Raw genomic sequence first — 13,471 nt, forward strand, 5'->3', positions numbered from 1 at the left:
CTACAGGCTAGCAAACGCCGCGCGGGCTGCTTCGATGGTGGAGGCGATGGCGTCGTCGTCATGCGCGCTGGACATGAAACCGGCTTCGAACGCGGACGGCGCCAGGTACACACCGCGCTCCAGCATCGCGTGGAAGAAGCGATTGAACGCGGCGGTGTCGCAGGCCATCGCCTGCGCATAGGTATCGACGATCTCGCTGCTGAAGAACATGCCGAACATGCCGCCCACGCGCTGGGTGGTGAACGCCACGCCGGCATCACGCGCAGCGGCTTCAAGTCCATCGCACAGTGCATTCGTCTTCGCTTCCAGCGCATCGTGGAAACCCGGTGCCTGCACCAGCTCCAGCATCGCAAGGCCCGCCGCCATCGCCACCGGATTGCCGCTCAGGGTGCCGGCCTGGTAGATCGGGCCGGCCGGTGCGATTTGCTGCATCAGCTCGCGACGGCCGCCATAAGCGCCCACCGGCATGCCGCCGCCGATGACCTTGCCGAATGTCGACAGATCCGGCGTCACCCCGTAGCGCGCCTGCGCACCGCCCAATGCGACGCGGAAGCCGGTCATCACTTCGTCGAAGATCAGCAACGCGCTGTGCTTGGTGCACAACTCGCGCAGGTGTTGCAGGAAGCCAGGGCGTGGAGGCAGGCAGTTGGCGTTGCCGACCACCGGCTCCACGATCAGGCAGGCGATGTCGCTACCGCATTCGTCGAACAACGCCGTGGCCGCATCGAAATCGTTGTAGGGCAATGTCAGGGTGAGGTCCGCCAGTGCCTTGGGCACACCGGGCGAAGTGGGCACGCCGAAGGTCAGCGCGCCGCTGCCGGCCTTGACCAGGAAGCTGTCGCCGTGGCCGTGGTAGCCGCCCTCGAATTTCACCATCCGCATGCGCCCGGTCGCGCCGCGCGCGAGGCGAATCGCCGATAGCGTCGCCTCGGTGCCGGAGTTGACCATGCGCACCATCTCGCAGCTGGGGATCAGCCGGGTGAAGACTTCGGCCATCGTCACTTCCAGCGGATTCGGCGTGCCGAAACTCAGTCCGTTGCGCGCGGTCTCGATGACGGCTTCCAGCACCTTCGGATGATTGTGGCCAACGATCATCGGCCCCCACGAACCCACGTAGTCGATATAGCGGTTGCCGTCGACATCGAACAGATACGGCCCTTCAGCACGTTGTGCGAAGAATGGCTCGCCGCCTACGGATTTGAACGCGCGCACCGGTGAGTTCACGCCGCCGGGCATCAGCTGTTGGGCGCGGGTGAAAAGATCGTGCGAGCGTTCGTTGTTCATGGGCTGTGGTCTTCGGAATTTATGTTTCAGAACAGGGAGAGGTAGGCGCGTGCCGCGGCGATGGGATCGGGCGCATCGAACACGCCGCTGATCACGGCGAGCAGGTCTGCGCCGGCGTCGACCAATGGCCGTGCATTGTCCGGGGTGATGCCGCCGATCGCCACCCGCGGCACACCAAGGCCGGCGCTGTCGCGCAGCAGGTCGATGTTCGCGCGCCGCGCATGCGGCTTGGTTGGCGACGGGAAGAATGCGCCGAAGGCGATGTAGTCCGCACCGGCTGCGGCAGCGTCGCAGGCGAGCTGCAGGTTGTCGTAGCAGGAGGCGCCGATGATCGCGTCGCGACCAAGCCGCGCGCGGGCTTCGCCGATCGCGCCGTCATGTTCGCCGAGGTGAATGCCATCTGCATCGAGTGAACGCGCCAGTTCGACATCGTCATTGACGATGAAGGGTATGCGTGCCACAGCGCATGCGGTGCGCAGTCGCGCGCCGACATCACGCAGTGCGCCGGCATCCATCACCTTGTTGCGCAGCTGCAGGCACGACGCGAACGGTAGCAACGGCAAGGTGCGCGCGAGCAATCGTTCGCCATCGCGTTCGTCGGGTGTGATCAGGTACAGACCGCGTTGGAGCCGGCGTCCGGGCATGTTGCTTCCGTAGTTCGGCGCGGGATGGGACAATCGCGCCAGTTCCCACATTATCCGCCCCGATGCCCGAATCTGCCGCTGTAGACGCCCCGTATCGCACCTGGATGTGCGTGGTCTGCGGTTTCGTCTACGACGAGGCGCAGGGCTTGCCCGAAGACGGCATCGCGCCTGGCACGCGCTGGGAAGATATTCCGGATACCTGGACTTGCCCGGATTGCGGCGTCAGCAAGGACGATTTCGAACTGATGCAGGACTGAGCCTGCGTTTCACTTCGCAGGCGGAATGCCGGGGCCGAATTTCAGTTCCGCGCCATCCTGCAGTTTCAGTCGCGCCGCTTCGCCGGCATTGAGTTCCAGCACGTAGCGGGCAGGTGCATTGCTTGGATACGACGGGCAGCGATCGCCGAGCGAGCAGGGTGGGATGTCGCGCTGTTGCGTCACCAGCTTGCGGCTATTGTCGAAGTAGAGGATGTCCAGTGGGATCTTGGTGTTCTTCATCCAATACGCCTGCGGCTCTTCGGCGTCATGGATGAACAACATGCCGTTCTGTGCGGGCATTGCATCGCGGTACATCAGCCCGCGTGCGCGCTCTGCATCGTCGTCGGCAACTTCAATGGCATAGCGTTGCCCGGCCAGCTCCACCCACGGGCCACGCCCGCTTGCACAGGCAGTCAGCGAACAGGCAGCGAACAGGGTCAGGGCAAGTGCGCGCATGCGTATTTCCTCGGGAAAGTGGGGCACCTTCGCGCGGAGCACGGATTGCGTCAAGGCGCAAGACTTCCGCTTCGCTTTCCGATTCGGCATGATGCGCGCCCTGCCGAGCTGCGGACTCGTTCCGAAGCGAAGGCGGTCGAAAAAGTCGCTTCACAGGGTGTTGACGGTCAGTAAAAACCTTGTATGATGTGCGGCTCGCTTCGCTGAAAGTGATTTCGGTGGGGCAACGGGAAAGGCGCTGAGGCCGGCCCCGAAGATCTTTGACAGTGTGCGCAGGTGACTTGTGCGGGCGTCTGGTGGTGGCAGTTGACCATCAGCAGATGTCTGAACAGATCACATGATTCAAAGTATTCGTACGCAAGTACAACGTACAGCGAGTAAGTGAGCTGGACGGGCTCTGCATCTAAAGCAATTTGGCCTTTAAGGCTATGCAGTTTTAAGTGAAGAGTTTGATCCTGGCTCAGAGTGAACGCTGGCGGCAGGCCTAATACATGCAAGTCGAACGGCAGCACAGCAGAGCTTGCTCTGTGGGTGGCGAGTGGCGGACGGGTGAGGAATACATGGGAATCTGCCCAGTCGTGGGGGATAACGTAGGGAAACTTACGCTAATACCGCATGCGCCCTTCGGGGGAAAGCCGGGGACCTTCGGGCCTGGCGCGATTGGATGAGCCCATGTCGGATTAGCTAGTTGGCGGGGTAAAGGCCCACCAAGGCGACGATCCGTAGCTGGTCTGAGAGGATGATCAGCCACACTGGAACTGAGACACGGTCCAGACTCCTACGGGAGGCAGCAGTAGGGAATATTGGACAATGGGCGCAAGCCTGATCCAGCCATGCCGCGTGAGTGAAGAAGGCCCTCGGGTTGTAAAGCTCTTTTGTCCGGAAAGAAAAGCATCCAGTTAATACCTGGGTGTCCTGACGGTACCGGAAGAATAAGCACCGGCTAACTTCGTGCCAGCAGCCGCGGTAATACGAAGGGTGCAAGCGTTACTCGGAATTACTGGGCGTAAAGCGTGCGTAGGTGGTTTGTTAAGTCTGATGTGAAAGCCCTGGGCTCAACCTGGGAATGGCATTGGATACTGGCAGGCTAGAGTGCGGTAGAGGGTAGTGGAATTCCCGGTGTAGCAGTGAAATGCGTAGAGATCGGGAGGAACATCTGTGGCGAAGGCGACTACCTGGACCAGCACTGACACTGAGGCACGAAAGCGTGGGGAGCAAACAGGATTAGATACCCTGGTAGTCCACGCCCTAAACGATGCGAACTGGATGTTGGGCTCAACTTGGAGCTCAGTATCGAAGCTAACGCGTTAAGTTCGCCGCCTGGGGAGTACGGTCGCAAGACTGAAACTCAAAGGAATTGACGGGGGCCCGCACAAGCGGTGGAGTATGTGGTTTAATTCGATGCAACGCGAAGAACCTTACCTGGCCTTGACATGCACGGAACTTTCCAGAGATGGATTGGTGCCTTCGGGAACCGTGACACAGGTGCTGCATGGCTGTCGTCAGCTCGTGTCGTGAGATGTTGGGTTAAGTCCCGCAACGAGCGCAACCCTTGTCCTTAGTTGCCAGCACGTAATGGTGGGAACTCTAAGGAGACCGCCGGTGACAAACCGGAGGAAGGTGGGGATGACGTCAAGTCATCATGGCCCTTACGGCCAGGGCTACACACGTACTACAATGGTGGGGACAGAGGGCTGCAAGCCGGCGACGGTAAGCCAATCCCAGAAACCCCATCCCAGTCCGGATTGGAGTCTGCAACTCGACTCCATGAAGTCGGAATCGCTAGTAATCGCAGATCAGCATTGCTGCGGTGAATACGTTCCCGGGCCTTGTACACACCGCCCGTCACACCATGGGAGTTTGTTGCACCAGAAGCAGGTAGCTTAACCTTCGGGAGGGCGCTTGCCACGGTGTGGCCGATGACTGGGGTGAAGTCGTAACAAGGTAGCCGTATCGGAAGGTGCGGCTGGATCACCTCCTTTTGAGATAATGGCAACGCATTGCCAGACGTCCGCACAAGTGACCTGCATTCAGAGAACGTGATCCCGCAGGGGGTTGCGTGTCCCGTATTACGGGGCCTTAGCTCAGCTGGGAGAGCACCTGCTTTGCAAGCAGGGGGTCGTCGGTTCGATCCCGACAGGCTCCACCACTACTAAGCAAGACTTTTGGGTCTGTAGCTCAGGTGGTTAGAGCGCACCCCTGATAAGGGTGAGGCCGGTGGTTCGAGTCCTCCCAGACCCACCACTCTGAATGTTCTGCGCACGCACACATTGAATGCCTCGACGTTGAAGTCGGGGCATGTTCTTTGAAAATCGGGAAGAAGAGTCAAACGAGCGTTTGAGATGCAAGTCTTGCAAACGTGTCGAGGCTGAGGCGAGATGGCGTAAGCCATCTTTATCAAAGTGATAGTCGTACCATTCGCTGGTATGCGTATCGCTCCGAGGCAACTTGGGGTGATATGGTCAAGCGAATAAGCGCACACGGTGGATGCCTTGGCGGTCAGAGGCGATGAAGGACGTGACAGCCTGCGAAAAGTGTCGGGGAGCTGGCAATAAGCTTTGATCCGGCAATGTCCGAATGGGGAAACCCACCCGCAAGGGTATTGCATGGTGAATACATAGCCATGCAAGGCGAACGCGGTGAACTGAAATATCTAAGTAACCGTAGGAAAAGAAATCAACCGAGATTCCGTAAGTAGCGACGAGCGAACGCGGACTAGCCCAAAAGTCGATCTTGTTTTAGCAAAACACTCTGGAAAGGGTGGCCATAGCGGGTGACAGCCCCGTATGCGAAAGGGCCTGATCGATGAAATTGAGTAGGGCGGGGCACGTGAAACCCTGTCTGAACATGGGGGGACCATCCTCCAAGGCTAAATACTCCTGACCGACCGATAGTGAACCAGTACCGTGAGGGAAAGGCGAAAAGAACCCTGGTGAAGGGAGTGAAATAGAACCTGAAACCGTGTGCGTACAAGCAGTCGGAGCTCCGCAAGGAGTGACGGCGTACCTTTTGTATAATGGGTCAGCGACTTACTGTTCGTGGCGAGCTTAACCGTATAGGGGAGGCGAAGGGAAACCGAGTCTGATAAGGGCGCATAGTCGCGGGCAGTAGACCCGAAACCGGGTGATCTAGTCATGGCCAGGGTGAAGGTTGAGTAACATCAACTGGAGGCCCGAACCCACGTCTGTTGCAAAAGACGGGGATGAGCTGTGATTAGGAGTGAAAAGCTAATCGAACCCGGAGATAGCTGGTTCTCCTCGAAAGCTATTTAGGTAGCGCCTCGTATGTATCCTCTCGGGGGTAGAGCACTGTTATGGCTAGGGGGTCATTGCGACTTACCAAACCATTGCAAACTCCGAATACCGAGACGGACTGTACGGGAGACACACGGCGGGTGCTAACGTCCGTCGTGAAAAGGGAAACAACCCAGACCCACAGCTAAGGTCCCAAATTACTGCTGAGTGGAAAACCATGTGGAAAGGCACAGACAGCCAGGAGGTTGGCTTAGAAGCAGCCACCCTTTAAAGAAAGCGTAATAGCTCACTGGTCGAGTCGGTCTGCGGGGAAGATTTAACGGGGCTAAGCAGTAAACCGAAGCTTGGGGTGTGCACCTTTGGTGTACGCGGTAGAGGAGCGTTCCGTAGGCCTGCGAAGGTGGATTGAGAAGTCTGCTGGAGGTATCGGAAGTGCGAATGCTGACATGAGTAACGATAATGCGGGTGAAAAGCCCGCACGCCGAAAGCCCAAGGTTTCCTTGCGCAACGTTAATCGACGCAGGGTGAGTCGGCCCCTAAGGCGAGGCAGAAATGCGTAGTCGATGGGAAGCTGGTTAATATTCCAGCACCTCGCGTAAGTGCGATGGGAGGACGGAGAAGGTTAGGTGAGCCGCGCGTTGGTTGTCGCGGTGAGAGGACTGAGGTGGTGCCCTTAGGCAAATCCGGGGGCGCAACATTGAGGTCAAGGACGAGTCCAATGGGACAAAGTCACCGATATCACGCTTCCAGGAAAAGTCCCTAAGCTTCAGCTTACGCAGACCGTACCGTAAACCGACACAGGTGGGCAGGATGAGAATTCTCAGGCGCTTGAGAGAACTCGGGTGAAGGAACTAGGCAAAATAGCACCGTAACTTCGGGAGAAGGTGCGCCGACCATGGTGAATAGCTGAGGTCGGCCGAAGTGACCAGGCCGCTGCGACTGTTTATCAAAAACACAGCACTCTGCAAACACGAAAGTGGACGTATAGGGTGTGACGCCTGCCCGGTGCCGGAAGGTTAATTGATGGGGTCAGCCGCAAGGCGAAGCTCTTGATCGAAGCCCCGGTAAACGGCGGCCGTAACTATAACGGTCCTAAGGTAGCGAAATTCCTTGTCGGGTAAGTTCCGACCTGCACGAATGGCGTAACGACAGCGGCGCTGTCTCCACCCGAGACTCAGTGAAATTGAAATCGCTGTGAAGATGCAGCGTTCCCGCGGCAAGACGGAAAGACCCCGTGAACCTTTACTATAGCTTTACACTGAACGTTGAGTTCGTCTGTGTAGGATAGGTGGGAGGCTGTGAAACCATGGCGCTAGCTGTGGTGGAGCCAACCTTGAAATACCACCCTGATGTGCTTGACGTTCTAACCTGGGCCCGTAATCCGGGTCGGGGACCGTGTATGGTGGGTAGTTTGACTGGGGCGGTCTCCTCCCAAAGTGTAACGGAGGAGCTCGAAGGTACGCTCAGCGCGGTCGGACATCGCGCACTGTGTGCAAAGGCATAAGCGTGCTTGACTGCAAGATCGACGGATCAAGCAGGTAGGAAACTAGGACTTAGTGATCCGGTGGTTCTGTATGGAAGGGCCATCGCTCAACGGATAAAAGGTACTCCGGGGATAACAGGCTGATACCGCCCAAGAGTTCATATCGACGGCGGTGTTTGGCACCTCGATGTCGGCTCATCACATCCTGGGGCTGTAGTCGGTCCCAAGGGTATGGCTGTTCGCCATTTAAAGTGGTACGCGAGCTGGGTTCAGAACGTCGTGAGACAGTTCGGTCCCTATCTGTCGTGGGCGTTGGAGATTTGAGAGGGGCTGCTCCTAGTACGAGAGGACCGGAGTGGACGAACCCCTGGTGTTCCGGTTGTCACGCCAGTGGCATTGCCGGGTAGCTACGTTCGGAAGCGATAACCGCTGAAAGCATCTAAGCGGGAAGCGCGCCTCAAGATGAGATCTCCCGGGACACAAGTCCCCTTAAGGAACGATCAAGACTAGGTCGTTGATAGGCAGGGTGTGTAAGCGCAGTAATGCGTTGAGCTTACCTGTACTAATGATCCGTGTGGCTTGACCATATCACCTCAAGTTTCTTCGATAACTCGAATGAAACCCTTGGCCTCAACACGTTGATGGCTTGCACGAACGCTCGTTCACTCTTCTTCCCACCCTCTGAGAGCGTGGCGCTACTTCACCTGAAGCCGGCGACCCTCCACCCTCTCCCTGGTGATAACAGCGCTGTGGTACCACCCGATCCCATCCCGAACTCGGAAGTGAAACACAGCTGCGCCGATGGTAGTGTGGCTCAAGCCATGCAAGAGTAGGTCATCGCCAGGGTCTTTATAAAAGCGATACCCCGGGCCGAAAGGCCCGGGGTATTGTCTTTTAAGGTGTCTGGCAATGATCTGACTTGCGCAGAGCTTGCAATACAAACCGCAAGAAACTCACCGAAGCCGTTGCGGAAAGCCGCGCAGCGGCGACCCGCAACAGGTCATCGCCAGGGTCTTTATCCAAAACCCCGCCTCAACAGAGGCGGGGTTTTTCTTTGCATCGCCCAATCGCAGGGACTTAATGTCGCGATTAACTCCACCCTCGGGTGCGATCAGAACAAGGATGGCTGCGGGGAGTTTTGAGTAGCCGGGGCAGCACCCCAGCCAGCAGCCCCGGACGGACGATGCCGCTTCGCGTCGCGTTCGCGGTGGGTTTTCTCCGCCAGCACCTTGAACTGGTTCATCCGCACCTGTAGCAGGTCGGCGGCATTGGTGGGGGCCTGTTCGATGCCGTGCAACCCCGTTTCCTCCTCCAGTGCCGGCTTCGGGATCTGCTGGAAGGGAATCCGCATGGGGGCGGCATCCTTGTCGATGGCCTTGGCCATCGAACCCAGATAGAGCGCACTGTTGCCGTATTTGCCGTTGACCTTGTCCAGCAGGGCACTGGCGGCCTTCGCCCGTCGGCGTTCGGCCATGAGTTCGCCGCAAATGGCGGTGCGTGGCGACAGGTCGACCAAGGTCACCGCCACCGAGAGCGGCGGATGCCGCTTCTGGTTCCAACGCTTGTCCGCCGCCGCACGTTCGAGCCCCTGCAAATGGCGGCCGAGCAGGCGCAACAGCGCCGGCGTGTCATCGAGCGGGGCAAAGCGCAGGTCACGCTCGAAACGCGCATCCATGCCGACGAAGCGGATGCGGATCGCCATGCCGCCCGCCAAAAGTTCTTCGTCGCGCAATCGCATCGCGGCCTTTGCCAGCAATTTGAACAGCACCGAACGCATACCGGCGACATCGCGCAATTCCGGGCCAAGCACATGCGAATGGCCGACCGAGGCGCGTTGCGTCTCCCGTTCCGGCAATTCGAAGCCGCGCAACTGCAGCCAGAAGCGTTCGCCCTCGATGCTGCCCCAGGCGTGGCGAAGCTGGTCGCGCGTGGACGCGCACAGCTGTTCGACCGAATCGATGCCGGCACGCCGCAGCCGCGCTTCCATCGATGGGCCGATGCCGCACAAGTCGCGTAACTCCAATTCATGCAGCGCGTGCGGTAGATCGGCCTGTTCGATCACGGTCAGGCCGTCCGGCTTGTTCATGTCGGATGCGGTCTTGGCCAGGAACTTGTTGGGGGCGATGCCGATCGAGCAGGTCAGGCTGTCGCCGAAGCCGATATCGCGCAGTGCGCGCTTGATGTTGCGGGCGATGGTTTCCGCATTGTCGCGTTGGCGTTCGCGGCCGATCAGCCAGCACGGCACCTCATCCACCGAAGCCGCCTTGCCATGCGGGATGCAGGTCTGGATGGCCTCGAGGAACTGGTGGTGCACGCGCACGTAGCGCGCCGGCCGCGCGATCTGTAGCGCGATGTCGGGGCAGCGTTCGAGTGCTTCCGCGACTCCGGTGCCGGTCTTGATGCCGAAGTCGCGTTTGGCTTCCTTGCTGGCGGCGATGCAGCAGGTGGTGGTGCTGGCGACCGGGATCACCGCGACCGGGCGGCCACGCAGATGCGGTGCGTCGTGCTGCTCCACCGAGGCGAAGAACGAATCGAAATCGACGAACAGGCAGCGCAGGGTCATCGTTGGAATCCGCAGGGCAAGGCAGTATCGGCCGTAGGCGTCGCAACACGGGTTGCGAAACTTCACGGTTCGACTAACGATGCCCGTTCGCTGTCTCGCAGGGAGAGACGGACGGCAGGCGGTTGGTGACCGGCGGCGATGCGTCCTCTTGGGAAGAGCGCACACTGCGCCGAATCCACGAGGAATCTGTCATGGCAAGCAAGATGCGCGCGGTGCTAGCGGTAGGGATGTTGCTTGCGACGGGTGGTGCGGTGGCAAGCGGTATCAACGGCATCAACAACGGGATGCCGAATCGGATCTCGATGAACGTGACGGTGCCCAAGCAGACCCAGGGCGCGACCTTCGGCGAGAAGGTCAGTGGCGGCTTGCATGCCGCCGGCAACGCGGTCGCGCAGGGGGCTTCGCTAACGATCACGGCCGAATGCGGGCAAGCAGCATGCGTGGTCACGCTACCGGATGGGAGCGGCTATCGCGCAGACTTGCAACGGCGGCGGGTTGAGGTGCTGAAGTCGAACAAGGCGGGTGATTCCGATGCAAATGCAGCACGCGAGATCAGTCAGGGCGCATCACTCGTAGGCGGCGCATTGCCGGGCGCCGGCATCGTGTCGGCAGCGGTATCGTCGGTTGGCAACCTCGCGGGAGGTGGAGGTGGTGCTGCCACGGCGAGCTATGCCGCGACCGGGCGGACGGCGGGTCGCGGCATGGAGGCGCTGGCCAGCACAAGCGCGACGCCGGGCGTGATCGATGTGATCGATCCGTTGGCGGACGGCGACTACACGTTGACCCTGATCGTCGACAAGGTTGTCGAGAAGGCGACCAGCGGGCTGAAGGACACGTTGAAGACGCAGGTACGCACGATGGCGCCGCAGCGGGTGGAGATCGTGCTGGGGTTCGGCGTGGAAGCGGGCGTGCTGAAAACCAGGCACGACACCGCCAAGAATTCCATCGCCAACATTCGCTGATTCCCGGCGTAGGCCGGAAACGCGACGTTACAGCACTCGCGGTGGTTCGCCGCCGACGATGACCACGTCGGCCGGACGGCGCGCGAACAGGCCCACGCTGACTACGCCGGGGATCTGGTTGATCTCGCGCTCCAGCGCCACCGGATCGATGATCGACAGGTTGTGCACGTCGAGGATCAGGTTGCCGTTGTCGGTGACCACGCTGTCGCGCCAGACCGGCTGGCCGCCGCTGAGGCGCACCAGTTCACGGGCGACCAGGCTGCGCGCCATCGGAATCACTTCCACCGGCAGCGGGAACTTGCCGAGGATCGGCACCTGCTTGCTGGGATCGACGATGCAGACGAAGGTCTTGCTGGCCTCGGCGATGATCTTCTCGCGGGTCAACGCGGCCCCGCCGCCCTTGATCAGGTGCTTGTGCGGATCGCATTCGTCGGCGCCATCCACGTACAGCGACAACGGGCCTGCGGCATTGAGGTCGATCACTTCGATGCCGTGCGACAGCAACCGCGCGGTGCTCTGCTCGGAACTGGAGACAGCACCGGCGATGCGATCCTTCCATGCGGCGAGCGCATCGATGAAGTAAGCGACGGTGGAACCTGTGCCGACACCGACGATCATGCCGTCCTCGACGTAGTCGATGGCTTTTTCGGCGGCGAGTTTCTTCATTTCGGACACGTTGTCACTCCAGGGACAGCAATAGTTTCCATTGCGCGGCAGTGACCGGGAACACCGAAAGGCGGCTGCCCCTCGCGGTCAAGGCGAAACCTTCGCCGAGTTCGTCGGTATGCCGCTTGATTTCTTCCAGCGGGATCACGCGCTTGAGCTTGCGTTCGAAGCCCACGTCGACCAGGAACCAGCGCGGCTGTTCGCGGGTGGCCTTTTCGTCGAAGTAATGCGACTTCGGGTCGAACTGGGTATCGTCCGGATACGCGATGCTGGCGACGCGGGCAAGGCCGGCGATGCCGGGTACCTTGGTATTGGAGTGGTAGATCATCACCCCGTCGCCCACGCGCATGCCGTCGCGCATGAAATTACGCGCCTGGTAGTTGCGCACGCCGTTCCACGGTTCGGTGCCGACGCGTTCCAGATCGTCGATGGAGAACGCATCCGGTTCGGACTTCATCATCCAGTAGCGCTTCGGCTTGCTCATGCGGGTTCCCCGGCGAGGTAGGTGGCGCGTTCGCTGCACACGGCATCCAGCCGCACGTCCCAGGTTTCGTTGGCGATGGCATCGAGGCGTTGTGTCTCGAACGCCGCGCCCACCAGCCACGGCGGTGCGGCCTGCGACTGGCGAAACGCGAAGCTGCGATCGTACCAACCGCCGCCCATGCCGAGCCGGTGGCCCTGCGCATCGAAACCGACTAGCGGCAACACGACCATCGCCATGTCGCCGGGTTGCAGCGCCACGTCTATATCGATATCCGGCTCGGGGATGCCGTAGCGGTTGGTGACCAGCGGGTCGCCGGCTTTCCACGGGGCGAAGCGCAGCGTGTCATCGGCATGCAGCATCGGCAGGCAATAGATGTGCGATGCCGGCAGCCGCAGCTGGAACGCATGCAGGCCGATTTCGCCGTCCATCGCCCAGTAACCCGCGACGTATCCCGGCGATGCGGCGAACGGCAACGCCAACAGGCGCTCTGCCAGCGCCTCGGCGGCAGCGATGCGAATGGATGCGGCGAGTGCGCGACGATGTTCGCGCAGTGCACGACGCAGGGCGTGGCGGTCGGGCTGTTGACTCACGCGGCGCGCATCGTGTGAAAGGGGGCGTTACGAAAAATGTCTCCGCCGTGGCGATGCGTGCGAAACGACCTTGAACCCGGGGTTCAAGTGGGAACGCGTGGTGGCCTTCGGGCTTCCCGCTCAGGGCGGACTTGCACACCCGGCTACCAATGCGCCCCCGTGGTCGTCATTAAGGGACAAGGCGAATGTTTGCACACGCCGTCGCACACAGCAGAGGACGTGATCAGTATAGCGCGCGCAACAGGATGTCGATGCCCGTTTGTCGGATCGCGCGGTGTTGCGCGATGGATGCGATTCAGCCTGCGGGGCCGAGCAGCGCATCCAGCTTGCCATTGGCCGCATCAAGCAGCTTGAACGCGGCATCGTTGCCGCCGCGTTCTTCGCGCAGTTGCTGCAATTCATGCGCGAGATTCAACGCGGTGAGTACGGCCAGCCGATCCGGCGCGACCATCTTGTTGCTGCCGCGGATCTCGCGCATGCGCAGGTCGAGCATGCGCGCGGCCGAGGTGAGGCTGGCGCGTTCGGCATCGCTGACGCCGACGGTATACTCGCGATCCAGGATGCGGACGGTGACTGGCTCGCTCTTTGCGGATTCGTTGCCGTTCACGTGTGCTGCTCCAGCGATTTCAACCGGCTGATCATCGCCTCGACTCGCGTGCGGGCCTGTTCCTGCTTGGCCAGCAGTTGCGCGCGTTCGCCGGCCATCTGCTCGTGTTGCTGGCGCAGGCTGCGGTTCTCGTCGTGCATGCGCTGCATGTGCGCCGCCAGCTGGTCGATGCGCGCCAGCAGGCGTTGCAGTTCGGCGGTCAGGTCGCGGCTGTCCATGCC

The 13,471-nt window shown here is 60.5% G+C and carries 11 protein-coding genes, 2 tRNA genes, 3 rRNA genes and 1 other RNA gene; 7 read left to right on the plus strand and 10 right to left on the minus strand.

What is annotated here, in order from left to right; translation table 11 throughout:
- Window positions 1-1,284: a glutamate-1-semialdehyde 2,1-aminomutase gene (hemL, locus tag G7079_RS03475; RefSeq protein ID WP_166055605.1), complete on the minus strand. Its 1,284-nt coding sequence runs from the start codon at window positions 1,282-1,284 to the stop codon at window positions 1-3.
- 26 nt (window positions 1,285-1,310) lie between these two features.
- On the minus strand, window positions 1,311-1,928 hold the full coding sequence (thiE, locus tag G7079_RS03480; RefSeq protein ID WP_166055607.1) for a thiamine phosphate synthase: 618 nt from the start codon (window positions 1,926-1,928) through the stop codon (window positions 1,311-1,313).
- Between the two features lie 62 nt (window positions 1,929-1,990).
- On the opposite strand from thiE, the gene G7079_RS03485 reads away from it, so the two are divergent.
- A complete protein-coding gene (locus tag G7079_RS03485) occupies window positions 1,991-2,185 on the plus strand; it encodes a rubredoxin (protein ID WP_166055609.1) in 195 nt (64 codons plus the stop codon).
- Between the two features lie 9 nt (window positions 2,186-2,194).
- Here the strand turns inward: G7079_RS03485 and G7079_RS03490 are convergent, their stop codons facing one another.
- Window positions 2,195-2,641 carry a DUF192 domain-containing protein gene (locus G7079_RS03490; protein ID WP_166055611.1) on the minus strand — a complete coding sequence of 149 codons (447 nt, stop codon included), beginning with the start codon at window positions 2,639-2,641 and terminating at the stop codon, window positions 2,195-2,197.
- A gap of 437 nt (window positions 2,642-3,078) precedes the next feature.
- Here G7079_RS03490 and G7079_RS03495 point away from each other — a divergent pair.
- The 5 genes from G7079_RS03495 (at window position 3,079) to rrf (ending at window position 8,224) form a co-directional block, all read left to right on the plus strand.
- Window positions 3,079-4,623 (plus strand): 16S ribosomal RNA (locus tag G7079_RS03495).
- A 91-nt stretch (window positions 4,624-4,714) separates the two neighbouring features.
- Window positions 4,715-4,790 (plus strand) — tRNA-Ala (locus G7079_RS03500).
- A gap of 18 nt (window positions 4,791-4,808) precedes the next feature.
- A tRNA-Ile gene (locus G7079_RS03505) sits at window positions 4,809-4,885 on the plus strand.
- A 216-nt stretch (window positions 4,886-5,101) separates the two neighbouring features.
- Window positions 5,102-7,965: ribosomal RNA gene (locus G7079_RS03510) — 23S ribosomal RNA — on the plus strand.
- A gap of 144 nt (window positions 7,966-8,109) precedes the next feature.
- Window positions 8,110-8,224: ribosomal RNA gene (gene rrf, locus G7079_RS03515) — 5S ribosomal RNA — on the plus strand.
- Together the 16S, 23S and 5S rRNA genes with 2 tRNA genes alongside form the textbook arrangement of a ribosomal RNA operon.
- A gap of 265 nt (window positions 8,225-8,489) precedes the next feature.
- Here the strand turns inward: rrf and G7079_RS03520 are convergent.
- The gene (locus G7079_RS03520; RefSeq protein WP_166055613.1) at window positions 8,490-9,941 is read right to left on the minus strand and encodes a DNA polymerase; all 1,452 of its coding nucleotides are present in this window, start codon (window positions 9,939-9,941) and stop codon (window positions 8,490-8,492) included.
- 125 nt (window positions 9,942-10,066) lie between these two features.
- Here G7079_RS03520 and G7079_RS03525 point away from each other — a divergent pair, with 125 nt between their 5' ends.
- Window positions 10,067-10,903 (plus strand): hypothetical protein, encoded by an 837-nt coding sequence (locus tag G7079_RS03525; protein WP_166054337.1) that lies wholly within the window; start codon window positions 10,067-10,069, stop codon window positions 10,901-10,903.
- 27 nt (window positions 10,904-10,930) lie between these two features.
- Here the strand turns inward: G7079_RS03525 and rpiA are convergent, their stop codons facing one another.
- The 6 genes from rpiA to G7079_RS03555 form a co-directional block, all read right to left on the minus strand.
- Window positions 10,931-11,578, minus strand: a complete 648-nt coding sequence (gene rpiA / locus G7079_RS03530) for a ribose-5-phosphate isomerase RpiA (protein ID WP_166055615.1) — start codon at window positions 11,576-11,578, stop codon at window positions 10,931-10,933.
- Between the two features lie 4 nt (window positions 11,579-11,582).
- A complete protein-coding gene (locus G7079_RS03535; protein WP_166055617.1) occupies window positions 11,583-12,053 on the minus strand; it encodes an EVE domain-containing protein in 471 nt (156 codons plus the stop codon).
- Entirely contained in the window at window positions 12,050-12,643 is a 594-nt protein-coding gene (locus tag G7079_RS03540) for a 5-formyltetrahydrofolate cyclo-ligase (protein WP_166055619.1), read from the minus strand. Before G7079_RS03540 ends, G7079_RS03535 begins: the two co-directional genes overlap by 4 nt.
- 36 nt (window positions 12,644-12,679) lie before the next feature.
- Window positions 12,680-12,863, minus strand: a non-coding RNA gene (gene ssrS / locus G7079_RS03545) — 6S RNA.
- Window positions 12,864-12,938: 75 nt separating this feature from the next.
- A complete protein-coding gene (locus G7079_RS03550; protein ID WP_166055621.1) occupies window positions 12,939-13,250 on the minus strand; it encodes a cell division protein ZapA in 312 nt (103 codons plus the stop codon).
- Window positions 13,247-13,468 carry a TIGR02449 family protein gene (locus tag G7079_RS03555; protein WP_166055623.1) on the minus strand — a complete coding sequence of 74 codons (222 nt, stop codon included), beginning with the start codon at window positions 13,466-13,468 and terminating at the stop codon, window positions 13,247-13,249. The genes G7079_RS03550 and G7079_RS03555 overlap by 4 nt, the downstream gene beginning before the upstream one ends.
- Window positions 13,469-13,471 lie beyond the last annotated feature (3 nt).

The organism is Thermomonas sp. HDW16 (assembly GCF_011302915.1).
Taxonomy (GTDB): Bacteria; Pseudomonadota; Gammaproteobacteria; order Xanthomonadales; family Xanthomonadaceae; genus Thermomonas.

Excerpts from the sequence above, each read along its gene's own strand:
- hemL (WP_166055605.1), bottom strand. The coding sequence starts at position 1,284 with ATGAACAACGAACGCTCGCACGATCTTTTCACCCGCGCCCAACAGCTG.
- thiE (WP_166055607.1), bottom strand. The coding sequence starts at position 1,928 with ATGCCCGGACGCCGGCTCCAACGCGGTCTGTACCTGATCACACCCGAC.
- G7079_RS03485 (WP_166055609.1), top strand. The coding sequence starts at position 1,991 with ATGCCCGAATCTGCCGCTGTAGACGCCCCGTATCGCACCTGGATGTGC.
- G7079_RS03490 (WP_166055611.1), bottom strand. The coding sequence starts at position 2,641 with ATGCGCGCACTTGCCCTGACCCTGTTCGCTGCCTGTTCGCTGACTGCC.
- G7079_RS03520 (WP_166055613.1), bottom strand. The coding sequence starts at position 9,941 with ATGACCCTGCGCTGCCTGTTCGTCGATTTCGATTCGTTCTTCGCCTCG.
- G7079_RS03535 (WP_166055617.1), bottom strand. The coding sequence starts at position 12,053 with ATGAGCAAGCCGAAGCGCTACTGGATGATGAAGTCCGAACCGGATGCG.
- G7079_RS03555 (WP_166055623.1), bottom strand. The coding sequence starts at position 13,468 with ATGGACAGCCGCGACCTGACCGCCGAACTGCAACGCCTGCTGGCGCGC.